We start from the raw sequence: 18,160 nt of genomic DNA on the forward strand, positions 1-18,160 counted from the left end.
CTGTGGGCAGGTTTAGGCTATCGGGATGGAGGGGCCTGAGGCACAGCCGAGAGGTTGCGTCATCCCATCAGCTTGTCTGGTAGCCAGGTGACTATCTCCGGTACCAGCATGCACAGGATCAGCACGCCCAGCTTGAGCGCTACAAAGGGCAGAATCGACTTGTAAATGTCCATCATGGTTACCCCGGGAGGGGCAATACCCTTGAGGTAGAAGAGCGCGAAGCCATAGGGCGGGGTCTGCACCGCGATCTCGATATTGAGAATCATCAATATGCCGAACCAGATGGGGTCATAACCTAGGCTGACGGCGATGGGGGTAAACAGTGGTGCGCAGATCAGCACGATGATCATCTCGTCGATGATAAAGCCAAGCAGTAGCATCACCACCTGCATCATGATGATGATGGCGATGGGCGGCAGATCCAGGCCGGCGGCAAAGTCGGCCACCATGCCCTGCACTCCCATCAGCAAGTGAAAGTTGCTGAATACCGAGGCGCCCAGCACTATCCAGATGGCCACGCTTACCAGCAATGCGGTTTCCGCTCCGGAGCGCTTCATCATGTTGAGTTTGAAGCGCCGGTAGAGCATGGCCAGCAGCAGGGCGCCGACTACGCCGATGGCGCCGGACTCGGTGGGGGTGGCGATGCCGCTGATAATACTGCCCAGCACCAGCACAATCAGCCCCAAGGCGAGAAAGCCGTCGCGCAGGGTGATCAACTTTTCGCGCCTGTTCTTGGGCACATCCAGGGCATGTCCCATCGGGGCCCGCTTGGGGTTGAGTTTGCAGGAGATCACCACATACAGCACCATCACAGTGATCGACAGCAGCGCCGGCACCAGGGCGGCGATAAACATCTTGCCCACCGAGTTCTGGGTAGTGGAGCTGAACAATATCATGGGAATGCTGGGCGGAATAAGAATGCCCAGGCCACCGCCGGCCATGATCACGCCCAGGGCCAGTTTTTTATCGTAGCCGCGCTCCAGCATGGGGCGCAGGGCAATGCTGCCCGAGGTCATGATACCGGCACCGATAATACCGACCATGGCGCCTATCATGGAGCAGACGCCGATCACACTGATGGCCAGCGACCCGCGAATGCGGCCAATCACCAACTGGCTCGCCTTGAACATGGCATCGCCAATGCCGGAGCGGGTCAGCAGCTGGCCCATGTAGATATAGAGGGGAATGGCCAGCAGCACAAAGCTGAACAAGGTGCTTTCAATGGTGGTGGGCACTATGTTGAAAATGCCTTCGCCCCAGGTGGCGTAACCGAGCAGCATGGCCACGCCGCCCAGGGCCAGCCCCACCTGGGCGCCCATGATAAAGGACACCAGTACGCCCACCAGCAGCAGACCGGTGATCAGTTCAATACTCATTGTTGTTCTTCCTCAGTCAACAGGGGCTCACCGGTGAGCAGTTGCCAGGTGTCCTTGATCATGTCGGCGGACAGCTGCAGCAAAAACAGCACGGCGGCGGCGGTGACCATGATCCAGAAATGGGAGATGGAAGGCGCCCACTCCGACTGGCGGGTATAGCCGAACTCCATGGCTTCCACTGCCTTTTCCCAGCCCTTGGTGGCGATCACCAGCAGGAAAAAGCCCCCGAGGGTGTTGGCCAGCAGGTCAAAGGCATTTTTCCAGCGCTGGGAGACCGCCAGATACACAATGTCCACGTTGATATGGGATTTCTTCAGCTGGGCGTGGGCGCCGCACAGGGCACCGATGTAGCCGAACAAAAACAGCGATACGTCGTAGGCCCAGAGGGTGGGGCGATCCAGTACATAGCGGGAGAACACCTCAAAGGCGACGGTGCCAGCCAGCAGCGGCAGGGCCAGGGAAATGGTATGGCTGGTGGCCGCCACCAGCCAGCCGGTAGCCCTGCACCAAAAACTAAGCAGTGTCTTCATGATAAATCCGAAGGGGTTGTCAGTACACTAGGGGAAAGTCGGCCATCGAGCCCACTTCAACGGCATGCCCTGGTTCATCCTTTAAGGCTTCCCTGCGTCGTCCATGGCGCAGGGGACGTTGAAGTGGCTCGCTTCGGCCTGCCGTCAACAGACGCTGTGGCCTGTTTTGGTTCGGCTTACTTCATCAGTTCTACCAGGCGGGCGCTGTACTTGTCGGTATTGCCATAATGGGCCCATACCGCCTCGGCGGCCTCACGCCACCTGGCCTGATCGGCTTCGGAAGCATTCGGGCTCCAGGTCAGTCCCTGCTGTTCCATGTCGGCAATGGCTTCCTGTTCCCACTGGGTGGATTTCTCGGCCTGCTGTTCGGCGTGCCAGTTGGCGGCGTTGCGCACCACTTCCTTCAAATCGTCCGGCAGCTTGTTCCAGGCGTTCTTGTTGACCAGGATGGGCAGGGCCTGGGCGCTGGATACCGGCAGCGGGTACATGAACTTGGCCACTTCGGCGAAGTTACCGTCGCGGTGGTCGATCAGGTTGGAGCCGATGGTGCCGTCGATCACACCGGTGGCCAGACTGGTATAAACCTCGCCCCAGGCCAGGTTGACCGGGGCGGCGCCCAGTTCGCGAAAGAAGCGGCCATAGGCGCCGGGGGCGCGAATCTTCAGGCCCTTGAAGTCGTCAATGGACTCGATCTTCTTTTTGGTGATGACATAAACCCCGGGTTGAAAGTAGGGGGTCAGCCATACCAGATTATGGCGGTCGTAGGCCTCGGTCAGTACCTGGCTCCAACCTTTTTCATAAAACAGCTGGTTCAGCTCTTCCAGGTTGCCGTCGGTACCGGGCAGGCCCACTTCCACCACACCAAAGGGAATTTCGCCCGCATGCATGGGTTGAAAGGGGGCGGCCATGTCCAGCAGGCCCGATTTGGTGGCGCCGATAATGCCCTTGGTGTCGACGCCTTCGCCGGCGTAGAGCATGTTGATCTTCATACGACCGTTGGAGTCGGCTTCAATCTTGTCGGCAAAGGACTGGTAGACATCACCAAAGGCGGTGCCGCGGGAATAGAGGTTGGTAAAGCGCCAGTTGACCTCGGCGGCCATGGCTTCCATGGTGGCCCCCATGCCGGCCACGGCAATCAGGGAAGCGGCAATTTTTGTACGGGCGGAGCTCCAGATTCTGTTCATGTGATTAGTCCCTTGTTTTATCACGTTCCGTTGGTGCCGGATGATGCCGGCGTGTTTCTGTTGGCGGGAATGAAGTTTGCTTCAGGTCAGGGTTGGGTTAAATGCACGAGAGTGAAACTTGAGTTTTATGACAATCAAACATAATGCGGAAAATCCTTGAGAATACGACGGTTAGCACCGCATTCGAGCGGCTTGACAGCACAACTGTTGGCGGGAACTGTGAGTATGATCATATTGATTCAACCGGCGCGGCGCCTGAAGGGGAGCGGCCTGATGATGAGTTAACGCGGCGAATTCCAGCATTCAGCCGGCTGCGGGCTGGTGTGAATTCGCCTCGTTCATTGCCAATCGACGGCTCGGGGGAAGGGTGGTCAGTTTTTGTTCAGCTGTTCCTTCAGCAGTTGCAGAAACAGCTGGCGCAACCGGCTCTGGCGTCCGTGGCTGCGGGTGATGGCGGCAATGCCCAGCTGGTGAGTTTTTTGCCGGGGCAGCAGCGGACGCAGGCGCCCGCCATCCACCCAGCGGCGGGCGTAGCTTTCGGGCAAAAAGCCGACGTACTGGCCCGAGAGGATCAGCGCCGCCCTGGGCTCATAGTGGTAGGCACGCCCGGCCAGCTTCAGACCCGCATGCTGGGCGCTGGTTTCCGGATTGGTATGAATGCCGGGGTGGATTAGCTTGAACTCGGGCAGGCGCTCGGCGATCACGCCGTCGTCCTGCTCGGCAAACAGCGGATGGCGGTCGCTGCAATAGAGAAAACAGCGCACCTGATAGAGGTGGTGGTAATCCAGCCCTTCCAGATCCCTGTGATAATGAATAAAGCCCACGTCGGCCTCGTCGCTCAACACTCGGCGTTCAATTTCGCCCATGTAGGCCACATCCACGCTCACGTTGACATCCGGCGCCTGCTCACCGAGGGCGGCAAAGACGTCCACCATGGAAAACTCGTCTTCCAGCCAGATGCTGTCACTGGAGACAATCTTGAGCTCACCGCTCAGTTGCTCGTGCAGCTCGTTGACCGTATAGCGAAACTCTTCCAGCCGACTGAACAGCCGCTTGGTGGACTCGTAAATCACCTCGCCGTCATCGGTCAGGGAAAACCCCGAGCGGCCACGCCGGCACAGCTTGAGCTTGAGCCGGCTTTCCAGGTTGGCCATGTGCACACTGATGGTGGATCGGCTGATATTCAGCTCGGTTTCCGCCGCCGAAAAGCCGCCGCACTCCACCACCGTCTTGAACAGTTTTAACAGGCGAATTTCATAGTCACCGATCTGGCCCAGCACGGGCCGGTTGGTCTGGCTCATAGTTTGAACTGCTTCAATGTGTATGTTGAAAGGTCGTCATTTATGGGACTTTGCGCTTGCGGCTAGCATGTTGTCAAACCATGGCCCGTGCCGTTGTGGCGTCGCTCACGGCAAAACCGGTAATCAGGCTTACGGGCGCGGATGGAATCAACATGAGGCAGCCAACTATGAGCATTTCTGCAGTGAACAGCACCCTGGTAAGGGAAAGCGGCCATATCGACGGTCGTTGGTGTCAGGCCGAGAGCGGCGCCACCATTGCCGTATACAACCCCGCCAGTGGCGAACACCTGGGCCAGGTGCCCGACATGGGCGAAACCGAGACCCGTGCCGCCATCGACGCCGCCAGCCGCGCCCTGCCGGCCTGGAGTGCGCTCAATCCCAAGGAGCGGGCCCGCCTGCTGCGGAACTGGTTCGATTTGATCATCGAGCACAAGGAAGATCTGGCCCGGCTGATGACCCAGGAGCAGGGCAAGCCGCTGTTTGAAACCCGGGGCGAGGTGCTCTACGGCGCTTCCTATGTCGAGTGGTATGCCGAGGAAGCCAAGCGTGCCTACGGCAAGGTGTTCTCCGCTCCCACCGGCGACAAGCGGGCCCTGAGCATTCAGCAGCCCATCGGCGTGGTGGCGGCCATCACTCCCTGGAACTTTCCCAATGCCATGATCACCCGCAAAATCGCGCCGGCACTGGCGGCGGGCTGCACCATGGTGGTCAAGCCCTCGGAAGAAACCCCGTTTTCCGCCCTGGCGCTGATGGCACTGGCGGAGCAGGCGGGCATTCCCGCCGGTGTGATCAATATGGTCACTTCCAGCCAGGCCGCCGTGGTGGGCCGCGTGATGACCGACGACGCCCGAGTGCGCAAGCTGTCTTTTACCGGCTCCACCCGGGTGGGCAAGCTGCTTTACGGTCAGAGCGCCGACACCGTGAAAAAACTCAGCCTGGAGCTGGGCGGCAACGCCCCCTTTATCGTGTTTGACGATGCCGATCTCGACGCCGCCGTCACCGGTGCGGTGATCTCCAAGTTTCGCAACGCCGGTCAGACCTGCGTGTGTGCCAACCGCATTTTGGTGCAGGACGGTATTTACGATGCCTTTATGGCCCGCTTCAAGGCCGAAGTGGAAAAGTTCGTCATTGGCAATGGCCTTGATGCCGCCACCACGCTGGGCCCGGTGATCAACAAGGCCGCCATCGACAAGATCGCCGGCATGGTGGACGCGGCCCTGACCGAAGGCGCCGAGCTGGTGACCGGCGGCACGCGTCATGAGGCCGGCGAGCTGTTCTTTGCCCCCACCATTCTGGGCAATGTCAGTCAGCAAATGGCCATCGCCAGCCAGGAAATCTTCGGTCCGGTGGCCCCGGTCATTCGCTTTAAGGACGAGGCCGAGGCGGTGGCCATTGCCAACGACACCCCTTATGGCCTGGCCGCCTACTTTTACACCGAGAACCACAGCCGTATCTGGCGCGTCGCCGAGCAGCTGGAGTACGGCATGATCGGCATCAATGAGGGCATTCTGTCCAACGAAATCGCCCCCTTTGGCGGCGTGAAGGAATCCGGCCTGGGCCGGGAAGGCTCTGCCGAGGGCCTGGCCGATTATATGGAAACCAAATACCTGTGCATGGGCGGCATTCGCTGAACCGTTTTTAAAGGAGCATTATCATGAGCAAGAACCAGCAACTTCAGCAGCGCAAGGACGCCGTCTTTGCCCGCGGCATGGGCAACCTGGCCCCCGTTTATGTGGATCACGCCAACAACAACGAAATCTGGGACGTGGACGGCAAGCGCTTTATCGACTTCGCCGCCGGCATCGCCGTGGTCAACACCGGTCACAGCCACCCGCGCATTGTGGCGGCGGTGAACGAGCAGCTGCAGCGCTTCAGCCACACCTGCGCCATGGTCACTCCCTATGAGAGTGCGGTCGAGCTGGCCGAGCGCCTGGTGCAGCTGGCGCCGGGCAACAGCCCGAAAAAGGCCATTTTTGTCACTACCGGGGCCGAGGCGGTGGAAAACGCGGTGAAAATTGCCCGCGCCCACACCAAGCGCAGCGGCGTCATTGCCTTTAACGGCGGCTTTCACGGCCGTACCAACCTGGCCATGGGCCTGACCGGCAAGGTAGCGCCTTACAAGGCCGGCTTTGGCCCCTTCCCGGGCGAGATCTATCACCTGCCGTACCCGAATGCCTACCATGGCGTGACCGAGGAGCAGTCCCTCAAGGCCCTGGACGAGCTGTTCCATTGCGACATTGAGCCGGGCCGAGTGGCGGCGCTGATTATCGAGCCGGTACAGGGTGAGGGTGGCTTCTATCCGGCGCCGCCGTCCTTCCTGCAAAAGCTGCGTGCCATCTGTGATCAGCACGGCATCGTGCTGGTGTGCGACGAAATCCAGACCGGTTTTGCCCGTACCGGCAAGCTGTTTGCCACCGAATACGCCGGCATAGAGCCGGATCTGATGACCATGGCCAAGGGCATTGCCGGCGGTTTCCCGCTGTCTGCCGTGGTGGGCAAGGCCGACATCATGGACGCCGCCAACCCGGGCGGCCTGGGTGGCACCTATGCCGCCTTTCCGCTGGCCTGCGTCGCCGGCCTGGAAGTGCTGAACATCATTGAAGAAGAGCAGCTGTGCGACAAGGCCCTGGCCCTGGGCGAGCTGATGAACAAACGCCTGCATGCGCTGCAGGAGAAGTATCCTCACCATATCGGCCAGGTGCGTAACCTGGGCGCCATGGTGGCGATGGAGCTGGTGCACAGTGGGGATGTGGACCAGCCCAATCCTGAACTGACCAAGGCCGTGGTGGCCAAGGGCATCGAGAAGGGCGTGATTATGTTGTCTTGCGGTGTACGCGGCAACGTGATCCGTTTCCTGCCGGCCCTGACCTCACCGCTGGAGGTGGTCAGTGAAGGTCTGGATCTGCTTGAGCAGGTGCTGGCCGAGCTCATCTGAGCCGGCTAATACGTCGATGTCAAAGTTGTTTGGCGGGCCATGGGCCCGCCTTTTTTGTTTTGGGCTTGACCTTCCCCTTGTGGCAGGGTTCAAAGTAGTGGGGAACTCACCAAATCAGGAGACTGAAGCATGCATATCCTTACCGTTCCCGACATGACCTGCGGCCACTGCGTGGGCGTGATTTCCGCCGTGCTGACCGAGTTGGATCCGGACTGCGAGCTGAGCTTTGAGCTGGCCAGCCGCCGGGTGGAGATTGGCACCCGCCTGCCGCGAAAGGAGATTGTCGAGGCCCTGAGCGACGCCGGTTACGACTGCGAATAAGGCGGAGGCGGCCATGACCACATTGAATCTGCGCCTGCCCATCGAAGGTATGAGCTGTGCGTCCTGCGTGTCCCGGGTTGAGAAGGCCCTGAGCGCGCAACGGGGCGTGCGTTCGGCCAGCGTTAACCTGGCGTCGAACAGCGCCGAGCTGACCCTGGACCAGGGCACCGCCACCACCGAGCTGGTGGCGGCGGTGAACAAGGCCGGCTACCAGTGCCCGGTGGAAAGGGTGGAGCTGGTGATTGGCGGCATGAGTTGCGCGTCTTGCACCGGCCGGGTGGAAAAGGTACTGGGCCGGCTGCCCGGTGTATTGTCCGCCAGCGTCAACCTGGCCGCCGGCCGGGCCTGGGTGGAGCTGCTGGCCGGTAGCCAGGATAGCACTGCCCTGATCGCCGCGGTGGAAAAGGCCGGCTTCAGCGCCGAGGCCGCCGATGCTGAATCCAGAGGCGAGCCCGATGATGGCCGTGAACGGGAACAGTACGCACTGAAACGTTCCCTGATGATGGCCGCGGTGCTCACCTTGCCGGTGTTCATACTGGAAATGGGATCTCACTTTGTACCCGGCATGCACCACTGGGTTGAAACCACCCTGGGGCAATCCCTCAACTGGCAGCTGCAGTTCGTGCTGACCACCCTGGTGTTGTTTGGCCCGGGGTGGTTGTTTTTGAAAAAAGGGTTGCCGGCGCTGCTGCGGGGGGCGCCCGAGATGAATTCCCTGGTGGCGCTGGGCGGCCTGGCGGCCTGGGGCTATTCCACCCTGGCCACTTTTGCCGGCCACTGGCTGCCTACGGGCAGCCGGCAGGTGTATTTCGAGGCGACGGCGGTGATCGTGACCCTGATTCTGCTGGGACGATATCTGGAGGCCCGGGCCAAGGGTCGCACCGGCGAGGCCATTAAAAAGTTGCTCAGCCTGCAGGCGCCCACCGCCAGGGTGGAGCGCGACGGCCATACCGAAGACCTTCCCCTTGAGCGGGTAAAGGTCAAGGACCGAGTGCGGGTGCGCCCGGGGGAGCGCATTCCGGTAGACGGCACCGTGGTTGACGGCGTTTCATGGGTGGACGAGTCCATGCTTACCGGCGAGCCGGAACCGGTAGAAAAAGGTGAAGGCGACGAGGTCACCGGTGGCACCGTCAACAACAAGGGCTCCCTGCTGGTGGAAGTCACCCAAGTGGGCAAGCAGACCCGGCTGGCCCAGATTATTCGCATGGTGGAGCAGGCCCAGGGGGCCAAGTTGCCGATACAGGCGCTGGTAGACAAGGTCACCGGCGTGTTCGTGCCCGTGGTCATGGGCCTGGCGACACTCACCTTTGTGCTCTGGTGGTGGCTGGGGCCGGCCCCGGCGCTGAGTTTTGCGCTGGTCAACGGCGTGGCGGTACTGATCATCGCCTGTCCCTGCGCCATGGGGCTGGCCACGCCCACCTCCATTATGGTGGGCACCGGCCGGGCCGCCGAGCTGGGAGTACTGTTCCGCAAGGGAGAGGCCCTGCAGGCCCTGCGTGGCGCCAAGGTCATCGCCTTTGACAAGACCGGCACTCTGACCGAGGGCAAGCCCGAGCTGACTGATCTGCAAGTGGGTGAAGGTTTTGACAAGGACACCGTGCTGGCGCACATTGCCGCCGTGGAGCAGCGCTCCGAACATCCGATTGCCGAGGCGCTGGTGGCGGCGGCGCAAGAGCGCAACCTGAATCTGCCCGGGGTGAGCGAGTTCGACACCGTTACCGGCATGGGCGTCTCCGCCATGGTGGACGGCGTACGGGTGAACGTGGGGGCGGACCGCTACTTGCGCTCCCTCGAGATGGACCTGGCGGTGTTTGCCGACACCGCCGGCCGGCTTGCCAGTGAGGGCAAAACGCCGCTGTATGTAGCCATTGGCGGCAAACCGGCGGCGATTCTGGCGGTGGCCGACAAGGTCAAGGCAGGCACGCCCGAAGCCATTGCCGCCCTGCATCGGCAGGGGTTCAAGGTGGCCATGATCACCGGCGACAACAAGGGCACCGCCAGTGCCATCGCCGCCAGGCTTGGCATCGATGCGGTGGAGGCCGAGGTCATGCCAGACGGCAAGGTGGAGGCGCTGGCGCATCTGCGCCGGCAGCACGGTGCCGTGGCCTTTGTGGGCGATGGCATCAACGATGCCCCGGCGCTGGCGGCGGCGGACGTGGGCCTGGCCATCGGCACCGGCACCGACATCGCCATCGAGGCGGCGGATGTGGTGCTGATGCGCGGCGACCTGCGTGCCGTGCCCCAGGCCCTGGCCCTCAGCCGGGCCACCCTGCGCAATATTCGCCAGAACCTGTTCTGGGCCTTTGCCTACAATGTGTGCCTGATCCCGGTGGCGGCCGGCGTGCTTTACCCCGCCTTTGGCCTGCTGCTCTCGCCCATGCTGGCTGCCGGCGCCATGGCGTTGTCCAGCGTGTTTGTGGTGACCAATGCCCTGCGGCTGAAGCGGTTCAGGCCGGCTGGCCAGGACGCGGAATAACTCTTTATAATGTGCGCTTTCTCACAAAAAGGACTTCTGTTATGACAACTCTGGGTACCCCCCTGTCGGCAACTGCCACCCGAGTGTTGATGTGCGGCGGTGGTGAGCTGGGCAAGGAAGTGGTGATTGAGCTGCAGCGTCTCGGCGTTGAAGTCATCGTGGTGGATCGCTATCCCAACTCTCCGGCCATGCAGGTGGCTCACCGCGCCCATGTGATTTCCATGCTCGACGGCGCCGCGCTGCGCGCCGTTATCGAACAGGAGCAGCCGCACCTGATCGTGCCCGAGATCGAGGCCATCGCCACCGATACGCTTGCCGAGCTGGAGCGGGAAGGCTTTACCGTGGTGCCTACCGCCCGCGCCACCCAGCTCACCATGAACCGGGAAGGCATTCGCCGGCTGGCGGCAGAAGAGCTGGGGCTGGCCACCTCGCCCTACCGTTTTGCCGGCACGCAGGAGGAATTTCGTGCGGCCGTGGCCGAGATTGGCCTGCCCTGTGTGGTCAAGCCGATCATGAGCTCCTCGGGCAAGGGTCAGAGCACGGTAAAAACCGAGGCCGATATCGACGCCGCCTGGCACTATGCCCAGGAAGGCGGCCGCGCCGGCGGTGGACGAGTGATCGTGGAAGGCTTTGTGCAGTTCGACTACGAAATTACCCTGCTTACCGTGCGTCATGCCGCTGGCACCGGCTTCTGCGCTCCTATCGGCCATGTGCAGGTAGACGGTGACTACCGCGAGTCCTGGCAGCCTCAGGCCATGAGCCCGGCAGCGCTGGCGGCGGCGGAAGCCATGGCTGAAAAAGTGACGTCGGCCCTCGGAGGGCGAGGCCTGTTTGGTGTAGAGCTGTTTATTCGTGGCGACGAGGTGCTGTTCAGCGAAGTGTCGCCCCGGCCTCACGACACCGGCATGGTAACCCTGATCTCCCAGAACCTGTCGGAATTCGCCCTGCACGCCCGGGCCATTCTCGGCCTGCCCATTCCCGCCATTCGTCAGTATGGCCCGGCGGCCTCGGCGGTGATCCTGCCCGAAGGCAACTCCACCCAAACCACCTTTGGCAACCTGAGCGTGGCCCTGGCCGAGCCGGACACCGATCTGCGCCTGTTTGGCAAGCCGGAAATCAACGGCCGCCGTCGCATGGGCGTGGCCCTGAGCCTGGCCGACGGCATCGACGCCGCCAGAGAAAAGGCCCGCCGTACCGCCGCCGCGGTCAAGGTGGCGTTTTAACTGGAGTTAATGCGGTTATTGCCGTGCAGGCGGCAATCCATAAAGTCCGGCCCGGTCCTAAGTGAGGCCGGATTTTTTATGGATGACAACCACAAGCCCTGCGGCATAAAGGCCGGGAGACCCATGATCATAGTTTGGAAGGAGCGAGCACACCCTTTTCTTAAGGGGAAGACTGCCCAGCATAGTTTTCAATCGGTGAGGGGTGGGGCAGGCATTGAACCTGCCGGCAGCGGTCGATACACTCGGGGAATTAGCTGGCATGATTGCAAACGCCCCTAAGTGAGGGAAGTATCCCTGGCATATTAAGCAGCGGAAATAACCATATGAGTAAGCACAAAAGAGCCGGTATCAGGCAGGTAGCAAGCCTGGCCGGGGTTTCCGTCGCTACCGTTTCCAGAGTCCTGAACATGCCGGACAAGGTGTCACCAGAGACGGCAGAAAAAGTCAGGCTGGCAGTAGAACAGCTCAATTTCATTCCAAACAGCTCGGCTCGAGCGCTGTCCACCCGCAGCACTCGTTCTATCGGTATTGTTGTACCGACACTGGAAAACCTTGTTTACGCCAAGTTTCTTGATGCACTGGAGTCGTCACTGGCAGAAAGGAATTACAACCTGGTGGTCTCAACGACAAGAAAGGGAGCCATTGCTGAAAGCCTGAGGGTTCGGGATCTGGTCAATATTGGCGTTGAAGCATTGATATTGCCGGGCCTGAATCATGATGCCGAACTACTGGATTATTTACGAAGAACCGATATTACCTATGTATTAAGCAGTGTTTACGATGAGGCGATAGAGCACCCGACCATCGGCTATGACAATTATGCCCTCGGTCGCAAGGTGGCTCGTTATCTGGTCAGTCATGGGCACAGGAACATTCAGTTGCTAAGTGGTCCTCTGGAGAACAATGATCGTACCATGATGAGGTTCCAGGGCGTCGTTGATGAGCTGCAGCAGCACTATGGCCCCGAATACCAGCCGCAGTCACAAATATTGGGCCTGAATACCCAATCGGCCTATGAATATGTGTGGGCAAGTATTGAGGAAAAGGGAGAGCAGGCGTTTTCCGAAGCTACCGCACTGCTCTGTCTTAGTGATGTGATCGCCATCGGAGTGCTGCTGGCCCTGGAGAAAAAGGGCATTGTCGTGCCGCAGGACCTGTCTGTGATCGGGTTTGATAATCTGGAGATTTCCGAATTCACCAATCCCTCTCTAACAACGGTGGACCTGCCTGTTACCGAGATGGGCAAGCGCATCGCACAGGCGCTGGTCTGCCATCTGGAACAGGGCACCCCACTGATCTCCCACCTGCTCGATGCCGAGCTGATCATTCGGGAAAGTGTCGCTGATATAGGGAATGACAGGGTCGGGAGCCGTATCAGGAACCATGATCCGTCCAGTCGGGACCATAGATAGGTTGCAACCAGGCCCGTCTTTTGTCATCTAGGGCAGAGCTGGCCTGGAACCGAATGTATTTCCATTTTTTCCTTTGAGTGAACGTCCACTCATTGGCCACACCCGATGAATAGCTTTGTAGCACGTAGTCATCTTCCTGCCGTTCGAACACAATTGCTTGCCAGATAACTTCATGTGGGGAGGAAAGGTGAAAGTCATAGCCGTCATCCGTTTCGCTCACCAGAAGCGGGTGGGTATCCAGCTCAATGCCGGTGCTGGCATAGAAGTTGCCTGATTTTATATTACTCAGTATGCTGGCTTCGTTTTTTTCGCCCGCTACTTGAATATATCCCAGCGGCGCATAATTTTCGTATACGTAGTGTGGCCGGTAGAAATCATCATTGCCGGCGAACCCCAGGCATTTATAACCGCGAGTGAGCAGGTCGTCCCAACAAGTTTCACTGAAGTAAGGGTAATAAGGTTTGCTTCCCTGGTCTTCTTCCAGCATTGACAGACCATTGTAGACTTCTATGCCGACCAGATTCAGCTGTTTTAATCGTGCACAGGGAAAGAGCAGGCTTTCAAGAATATTCCGCCATTCACCGCCTTCACGAGGTCGCGTGGTTTCAAAGAAGTTGGGATGGCAACAAAGAGATACGCCGTTCTCCCTTCCCATGGTCAGGGCGTGTATGTACTTTGCTTTCTCGTCCCGAAAGTAACCCCCCTCATAATGACCATAATTTATCGTGTCATTCTGTATTTCCCTTCCGGGGATAACCACAATGTCCTTGTGTTTCACGGTCTGGGTAAAGGTATCAATGGCATCGATATACGGATGAATGGAAGTACAGATAAAGTCAAAGTTGAACGGAGCGCTCAGGGATTTCCTTATGACGTCATCACAGTCTCCACCATACACATAATCAATCGGGCTGCCCTGTTTATCAGGGTTTGCCTTGGTATGAACATGAATGTTCCCTTTTTGCCAGGTTGTCGTGCCGATATAGGGGTTAGTCACCTTGAATGTCATGCTTGATTTTCCGTTATTGAAGATGCCGCCCCGGCAGGCGAAGGCAGCATCTTGAGTCATCATCAAGACTTGGTGGCAATACCATAGTCGGCGGTTTGCTCACTTGTTACCGTTGAGCTGTTTTCGGGGGCTTCCTGACGAATGGCACTCCAGTAAAACGCGCGGGCTTCCTCTTCATGAGCGTGAGAGGTCAGCTTGCTGACGATCCATAATGCCGACAGGGAAACAAAGAAGCCGGGGTAGGCCGCATCAATGCCGGTATCAAACATCGGCCACAGAACGGTGATACTCAGGGCGCCAGTCATGCTGGCAATGCAGCCACTGGCGGTGACTCGCTTCCAGAACATGGCGGCCAGGAAGGGAAAGATCAACGTAGTGGCCGATATTCTCAATGCCCATTGATACATGGAAATAATATCGCTCATCATGAACGAGACCCCCAGCGACAGCACCGAGATAATCACCACACTGATCCTGGCGGATTTCATCTTCTGCGCTTCGGTGGCTTGCTTGTTGAAAAAGCCGCAGTACAGGTCATGGGACAGATTGGAGCTGCCTTGCAGAATATAGGAGTCTGCACCTGTCATTAACGCAGAAAGCAGGCCAATAATGACAATGCCGCCGATTGCCGGATGAAGCAGCTCCATGGTGACAAAGGAAAAGACCAGATCTGCCGCCGTATCAAGGGGCACAAACTGCCTGGCCAGTACCCCAATGCTGTAGGGCAGGAAGGAAATCAGCATGACCAGCCCAAATCCGGTGACCCCGGCCTTGATGGCCACTTCTTCCGTCTCTGAGGCAAAGATCCGTTGCCAGGTCGATTGCCATACCAGGTAGAAGGGGGCCACGGTGAGCGCGAAGGTGATCACCTCCATGGTTCTGCCCGCCGGAATCGGTGTCAGAAATTCGGTGGGGGTGTTGAACAGGGCATTCTCGAGACCACCTGCATACAAAACGGAACAGACGGCCAGTATGATAATACCGGCAATGACGATGACACTCTGCAATGCGTCGGTCACTATGGTGGCTTCCAGCCCACCAAGAATGGTGAACCCCAGGATCAGGGCAAACGACAGCAGTAGCCCGGTATCCAGATCGATGCCGAAGATGACGTTAAATACGGTGCTCATGCCGACAATCTGCAGGGCAGTGGCGGGCACGGAATAAACAAAGGCAGAAAAAACAGAAGGAACAACACCGGCCTTTCTGCCAAAGCGTTTACCGAACAGATCGGCCAGTGTGTATAGCTTCAGCCTGCGAAGGGGTCTGCTGAAGAAGATGATCAGCAGCAGGCTCACCAGAATGCCGGGGAGGGCAAACATGAAGTAGCCTGATATGCCCTTGGTAAAGCCCATTCCTACCCAACCGATAAAGGCGGCGGCCCCGCACCATGTACTGATCAGGGTACCTGTGATTTTCCAGTACCCCATATTCCATCCGGCGATGAGGTATGCATCCGAGGTTTTGACTTTAAAGAAGTAATATCCACCGATCGCGAACATGATCATGAAATATACAACTGTATATCCAATGTACCACTCCATAGCGTTCTCCAATCCATTTACATCAAAGTGTTTCTTTGTGTTGCTTGAAAGTTGAATGTAACCGGTTACATGGTGATTTTTATCTCATCTTGATCATTTGTCAATCAGTTGTTAAGGGGTTGTGAGTGGAAGCCGAAGAAGGGGGGGGTGTAAATTTTTGTCACGCGCTGAACCTGCAGGGGTGATGTTGTGGTTCAGCGCGGTTGTTAACTGAGAGAGGGGGCTGTTTGTTCTGCCGGCCTACAACCACAACCCCAGCAGCATAAACGCCGGGATCAGTACCAGCAGCGGGCAGCGAAACACCCGCAACGCCAGCAGGCCCAGCGCCGCTGCGGCCAAAGCCGGAGCTCCGGTCACACTGGCCACAAACACCGGCTGATAGAGGGCCGCCAGCAGCAATCCCACCACGGCCGCATTGACACCGGCCACGGCGCCCGCCATGCGCCGGTTGGCCGCCAGTGCCTGCCATCCGTTCAACAACGCCAGCACCAGCAAAAATCCCGGTAAAAAGACTCCAAAGGTGGCCACCAGGGCACCGATAAGGGGGCTGGCCGGCAACAGCTCGGCCCCCAGAAAGGCAGCCAGACTGAACATGGGGCCGGGCATGGCCTGGGCGGCGGCATAACCGGTGAGAAAGGCTTCTTGAGAAAGCGTATCTGCCAGCAGGCTCTGCAGCAGCGGCAATACCACATGGCCGCCGCCAAACACCAGGCTGCCGGCCTGGTAAAAGTCGGCAAACAGGCCGGCCGAGCCGCCATGGGCCAGCAGTGGCAACAGCAGGAACAGGCCGGAAAACAGCAGCAAAAAGGGCCAGCTGAGGCGGGCGGCGGGGGCGCTGTCGGTGCCTTCATGCTTCAGCCAGAAGGCGCCGGTGAGCGCCGCTGCCAGCAGCGCCACAAACTGGGCCGCCAGCCCCGGCCACAGCCATAGCAGGGCGGCGGTGCCCACCGCCAGGGCCTGGGTCAGCCGGCGCCGGCAAAACTGGCCGGCCATGGTCAGTACCGCATCGGTCACCACCACCAGGGCAAACAGCTTAAGGCCGCCGATCAGCGCCGCGGTAACGGGCGAATTGGCGTAATGTTGACCCAACAATGCCAGGCTCAGCATCAACACAAATGAAGGCAGGGTAAAGCCGATAAAGGCGGCAATGGCACCGCCCAGGCCGGCGCGCTGATAGCCGATGGCAAACCCCAGCTGACTGGAGGCCGGGCCGGGTAAAAACTGGCACAGGGCCAGGGTGGAGGCAAACCTGTCCTGGGGCAGCCAGCCCAGCTTTTGCACGAAATGACGCTGAAAATAGCCGATGTGGGCAGCCGGCCCGCCAAAGCTGATCCAACCCAGCATAAAAAACTGCCAAAACACCGAAAGCATGACGATTCATTCACTCCATCTTGGTTGGGGGGCGCCATGCTAGCCGAAAAAGGTGACGGCCCGATGACAGATCGTCCTGAGCGCAGTCATGGCACGGCGTTGAGGGAAGTTCCCATGACCAGGCAAGGTAACAAAAATGGAAAATATTGCCCAGTAACCATGCAAGACGGCAAGGCATTGGCAATACTCTCAAGGATACATTTGAGTAACAGCTGTCACCAGGCATGTATACCGCATGTCTGACTAACTCGGATCAGGGAATTCCGATAGCTTCGGAAGTGATGGGAAGGAATGACGGTGAACGAGAATCAGTCAGTATTTGTGGCGGTGAGCAACATCAGCACCATGGAAGTCATTCGCGACATGCTTCAGGATGAAGTGAAGGCGCTGATTTTTCCGGAGCCCGGGGCGGACATGGTGAAAATGTTTGACCGCTGCCAGGCCCAGCTTATTGTGCTGGCCTTTAATCATGTCGAGCAATCCATCGAATTTTACGAGCGTCTCAAAAACGAAAGCGAAAGGCTGCACCTCAAGCCTTGTCGCATTTTGCTGTTGTGCGACAAATTTGAGGCGGAAAAGGCCTATTCCCTCTGTCGAAAGGGAACCTTTGACAACTATGTGGTGTTCTGGCCCCTGTCTTTTGATCCCCACAGGCTGAAAATATCCATCTATCAGGAGCTGAGATCGCTGGATAGCCTTTATAAAGCCCGTGACCGGCTCAGGAATACGGCCCGGCTGCATGCCGTGATAGACGAGCTGGAAGGAGTGGTGGCAAGGTTGGTGGATGGCGGCAGTGTCTTTACGGAGCAGGTCAGGGATGTGCTGGAGGAGGCCGAGGAGCTTCGCGTTGGTGCCCTGCCGCACATGGACCGGGATGCGGGGGTGAGCACCGAAGATATCGGCTCCCTCTATGACTGCATCAATGTGTTGAAGAACAAGGTCTGGCACTTTGAATCCCTTTGCCGGGAAGTTGAGCACAGCTACCAGGGGGCGTTGAAGCAGGTTGCCAGTGCAAAACCCTCGGTACTGGTGGTGGAAGACGACGCCTTTTACCGAAATATCATGATGACCCTGCTCAAGGCCGGCGACTATCAGGTTAATTTTGCCAAAACGGCGGCCGAGGCCCTGGGAATACTTCAGGAAAATACACCCGATCTTATTCTGATGGATCTGATGATGCCGGGCATGAATGGCCTGGAAGCCATTAGGCATATTCGACACAACGAATGGACCAAGCATATTCCGGTGATTGTGATCAGCGGGCAGAGCCAAAAGGAAGTTATTTCCAGGTGCATTCAATTGGGGGCCTTTGAATTTATTCTCAAGCCGTTCAATCGTCAGATTTTTATCAGCAAAATAGAAAAGGCACTGGGTTCCAGGGAAGCAAAAGGACCGGCAAACAAGGATCACTGGAACATGATGTAATGTTGCAGCTTTGGCATGGGTATTTGGCACCGGCAGTACCAAGCGCCTTCAGG

At 58.7% G+C, this 18,160-nt stretch carries 14 protein-coding genes; 7 read left to right on the top strand and 7 right to left on the bottom strand.

The annotated features are described in order from the left end of the window. Window positions 1-59: 59 nt before the first annotated feature. The 4 genes from OJHNALOF_RS05110 to OJHNALOF_RS05125 form a co-directional block, all read right to left on the bottom strand. Window positions 60-1,376: a TRAP transporter large permease subunit gene (locus tag OJHNALOF_RS05110; RefSeq protein ID WP_165661359.1), complete on the bottom strand. Its 1,317-nt coding sequence runs from the start codon at window positions 1,374-1,376 to the stop codon at window positions 60-62. Continuing rightward, a complete protein-coding gene (locus tag OJHNALOF_RS05115) occupies window positions 1,373-1,906 on the bottom strand; it encodes a TRAP transporter small permease subunit (RefSeq protein WP_165661360.1) in 534 nt (177 codons plus the stop codon). Before OJHNALOF_RS05115 ends, OJHNALOF_RS05110 begins: the two co-directional genes overlap by 4 nt. Window positions 1,907-2,082: 176 nt before the next feature. After that, window positions 2,083-3,090 carry a TRAP transporter substrate-binding protein DctP gene (gene dctP, locus OJHNALOF_RS05120; protein WP_165661361.1) on the bottom strand — a complete coding sequence of 336 codons (1,008 nt, stop codon included), beginning with the start codon at window positions 3,088-3,090 and terminating at the stop codon, window positions 2,083-2,085. Window positions 3,091-3,461: 371 nt separating this feature from the next. Next, window positions 3,462-4,391, bottom strand: coding sequence for a LysR family transcriptional regulator (locus OJHNALOF_RS05125; protein ID WP_165661362.1), 930 nt, complete (start codon window positions 4,389-4,391; stop codon window positions 3,462-3,464). 167 nt (window positions 4,392-4,558) lie between these two features. On the opposite strand from OJHNALOF_RS05125, the gene OJHNALOF_RS05130 reads away from it, so the two are divergent. From OJHNALOF_RS05130 to OJHNALOF_RS05155, 6 genes are all read left to right on the top strand, one after another. Beyond that, window positions 4,559-6,022, top strand: a complete 1,464-nt coding sequence (locus OJHNALOF_RS05130) for an NAD-dependent succinate-semialdehyde dehydrogenase (RefSeq protein WP_165661363.1) — start codon at window positions 4,559-4,561, stop codon at window positions 6,020-6,022. A gap of 23 nt (window positions 6,023-6,045) precedes the next feature. Then, on the top strand, window positions 6,046-7,326 hold the full coding sequence (gene gabT / locus OJHNALOF_RS05135) for a 4-aminobutyrate--2-oxoglutarate transaminase (RefSeq protein WP_094200157.1): 1,281 nt from the start codon (window positions 6,046-6,048) through the stop codon (window positions 7,324-7,326). Between the two features lie 129 nt (window positions 7,327-7,455). Then, the gene (locus tag OJHNALOF_RS05140) at window positions 7,456-7,647 is read left to right on the top strand and encodes a heavy-metal-associated domain-containing protein (protein WP_165661364.1); all 192 of its coding nucleotides are present in this window, start codon (window positions 7,456-7,458) and stop codon (window positions 7,645-7,647) included. 13 nt (window positions 7,648-7,660) lie between these two features. After that, complete coding sequence (locus OJHNALOF_RS05145) at window positions 7,661-10,123, top strand: heavy metal translocating P-type ATPase (RefSeq protein ID WP_240919638.1); 2,463 nt, start codon at window positions 7,661-7,663, stop codon at window positions 10,121-10,123. 41 nt (window positions 10,124-10,164) lie between these two features. Beyond that, entirely contained in the window at window positions 10,165-11,346 is a 1,182-nt protein-coding gene (gene purT, locus OJHNALOF_RS05150; protein ID WP_165661365.1) for a formate-dependent phosphoribosylglycinamide formyltransferase, read from the top strand. A 323-nt stretch (window positions 11,347-11,669) separates the two neighbouring features. Beyond that, window positions 11,670-12,758: a LacI family DNA-binding transcriptional regulator gene (locus OJHNALOF_RS05155; RefSeq protein WP_165661366.1), complete on the top strand. Its 1,089-nt coding sequence runs from the start codon at window positions 11,670-11,672 to the stop codon at window positions 12,756-12,758. On the opposite strand, the gene OJHNALOF_RS05160 is transcribed toward OJHNALOF_RS05155, so the two are convergent. From OJHNALOF_RS05160 to chrA, 3 genes are all read right to left on the bottom strand, one after another. After that, complete coding sequence (locus OJHNALOF_RS05160) at window positions 12,721-13,830, bottom strand: hypothetical protein (protein WP_165661367.1); 1,110 nt, start codon at window positions 13,828-13,830, stop codon at window positions 12,721-12,723. The two genes, OJHNALOF_RS05155 and OJHNALOF_RS05160, sit on opposite strands and share 38 nt — an antisense overlap. Beyond that, a complete protein-coding gene (locus tag OJHNALOF_RS05165) occupies window positions 13,830-15,311 on the bottom strand; it encodes a sodium:solute symporter (RefSeq protein ID WP_165661368.1) in 1,482 nt (493 codons plus the stop codon). The genes OJHNALOF_RS05160 and OJHNALOF_RS05165 overlap by 1 nt, the downstream gene beginning before the upstream one ends. A gap of 240 nt (window positions 15,312-15,551) precedes the next feature. Then, complete coding sequence (chrA, locus tag OJHNALOF_RS05170; protein ID WP_165661369.1) at window positions 15,552-16,682, bottom strand: chromate efflux transporter; 1,131 nt, start codon at window positions 16,680-16,682, stop codon at window positions 15,552-15,554. 297 nt (window positions 16,683-16,979) lie between these two features. Here chrA and OJHNALOF_RS17145 point away from each other — a divergent pair, with 297 nt between their 5' ends. After that, window positions 16,980-18,107, top strand: coding sequence for a response regulator (locus tag OJHNALOF_RS17145; RefSeq protein ID WP_165661370.1), 1,128 nt, complete (start codon window positions 16,980-16,982; stop codon window positions 18,105-18,107). The last annotated feature ends 53 nt before the right edge of the window (window positions 18,108-18,160 follow it).

This window comes from Oceanimonas sp. MB9 (assembly GCF_011319775.1).
Lineage (GTDB): Bacteria > Pseudomonadota > Gammaproteobacteria > Enterobacterales > Aeromonadaceae > Oceanimonas > Oceanimonas doudoroffii.

Coding starts and splice junctions, on each gene's coding strand:
- OJHNALOF_RS05110 (WP_165661359.1), bottom strand. CDS start 1,376: ATGAGTATTGAACTGATCACCGGTCTGCTGCTGGTGGGCGTACTGGTG.
- OJHNALOF_RS05115 (WP_165661360.1), bottom strand. CDS start 1,906: ATGAAGACACTGCTTAGTTTTTGGTGCAGGGCTACCGGCTGGCTGGTG.
- dctP (WP_165661361.1), bottom strand. CDS start 3,090: ATGAACAGAATCTGGAGCTCCGCCCGTACAAAAATTGCCGCTTCCCTG.
- OJHNALOF_RS05125 (WP_165661362.1), bottom strand. CDS start 4,391: ATGAGCCAGACCAACCGGCCCGTGCTGGGCCAGATCGGTGACTATGAA.
- OJHNALOF_RS05130 (WP_165661363.1), top strand. CDS start 4,559: ATGAGCATTTCTGCAGTGAACAGCACCCTGGTAAGGGAAAGCGGCCAT.
- gabT (WP_094200157.1), top strand. CDS start 6,046: ATGAGCAAGAACCAGCAACTTCAGCAGCGCAAGGACGCCGTCTTTGCC.
- OJHNALOF_RS05140 (WP_165661364.1), top strand. CDS start 7,456: ATGCATATCCTTACCGTTCCCGACATGACCTGCGGCCACTGCGTGGGC.
- OJHNALOF_RS05145 (WP_240919638.1), top strand. CDS start 7,661: ATGACCACATTGAATCTGCGCCTGCCCATCGAAGGTATGAGCTGTGCG.
- purT (WP_165661365.1), top strand. CDS start 10,165: ATGACAACTCTGGGTACCCCCCTGTCGGCAACTGCCACCCGAGTGTTG.
- OJHNALOF_RS05155 (WP_165661366.1), top strand. CDS start 11,670: ATGAGTAAGCACAAAAGAGCCGGTATCAGGCAGGTAGCAAGCCTGGCC.
- OJHNALOF_RS05160 (WP_165661367.1), bottom strand. CDS start 13,830: ATGATGACTCAAGATGCTGCCTTCGCCTGCCGGGGCGGCATCTTCAAT.
- OJHNALOF_RS05165 (WP_165661368.1), bottom strand. CDS start 15,311: ATGGAGTGGTACATTGGATATACAGTTGTATATTTCATGATCATGTTC.
- chrA (WP_165661369.1), bottom strand. CDS start 16,682: ATGCTTTCGGTGTTTTGGCAGTTTTTTATGCTGGGTTGGATCAGCTTT.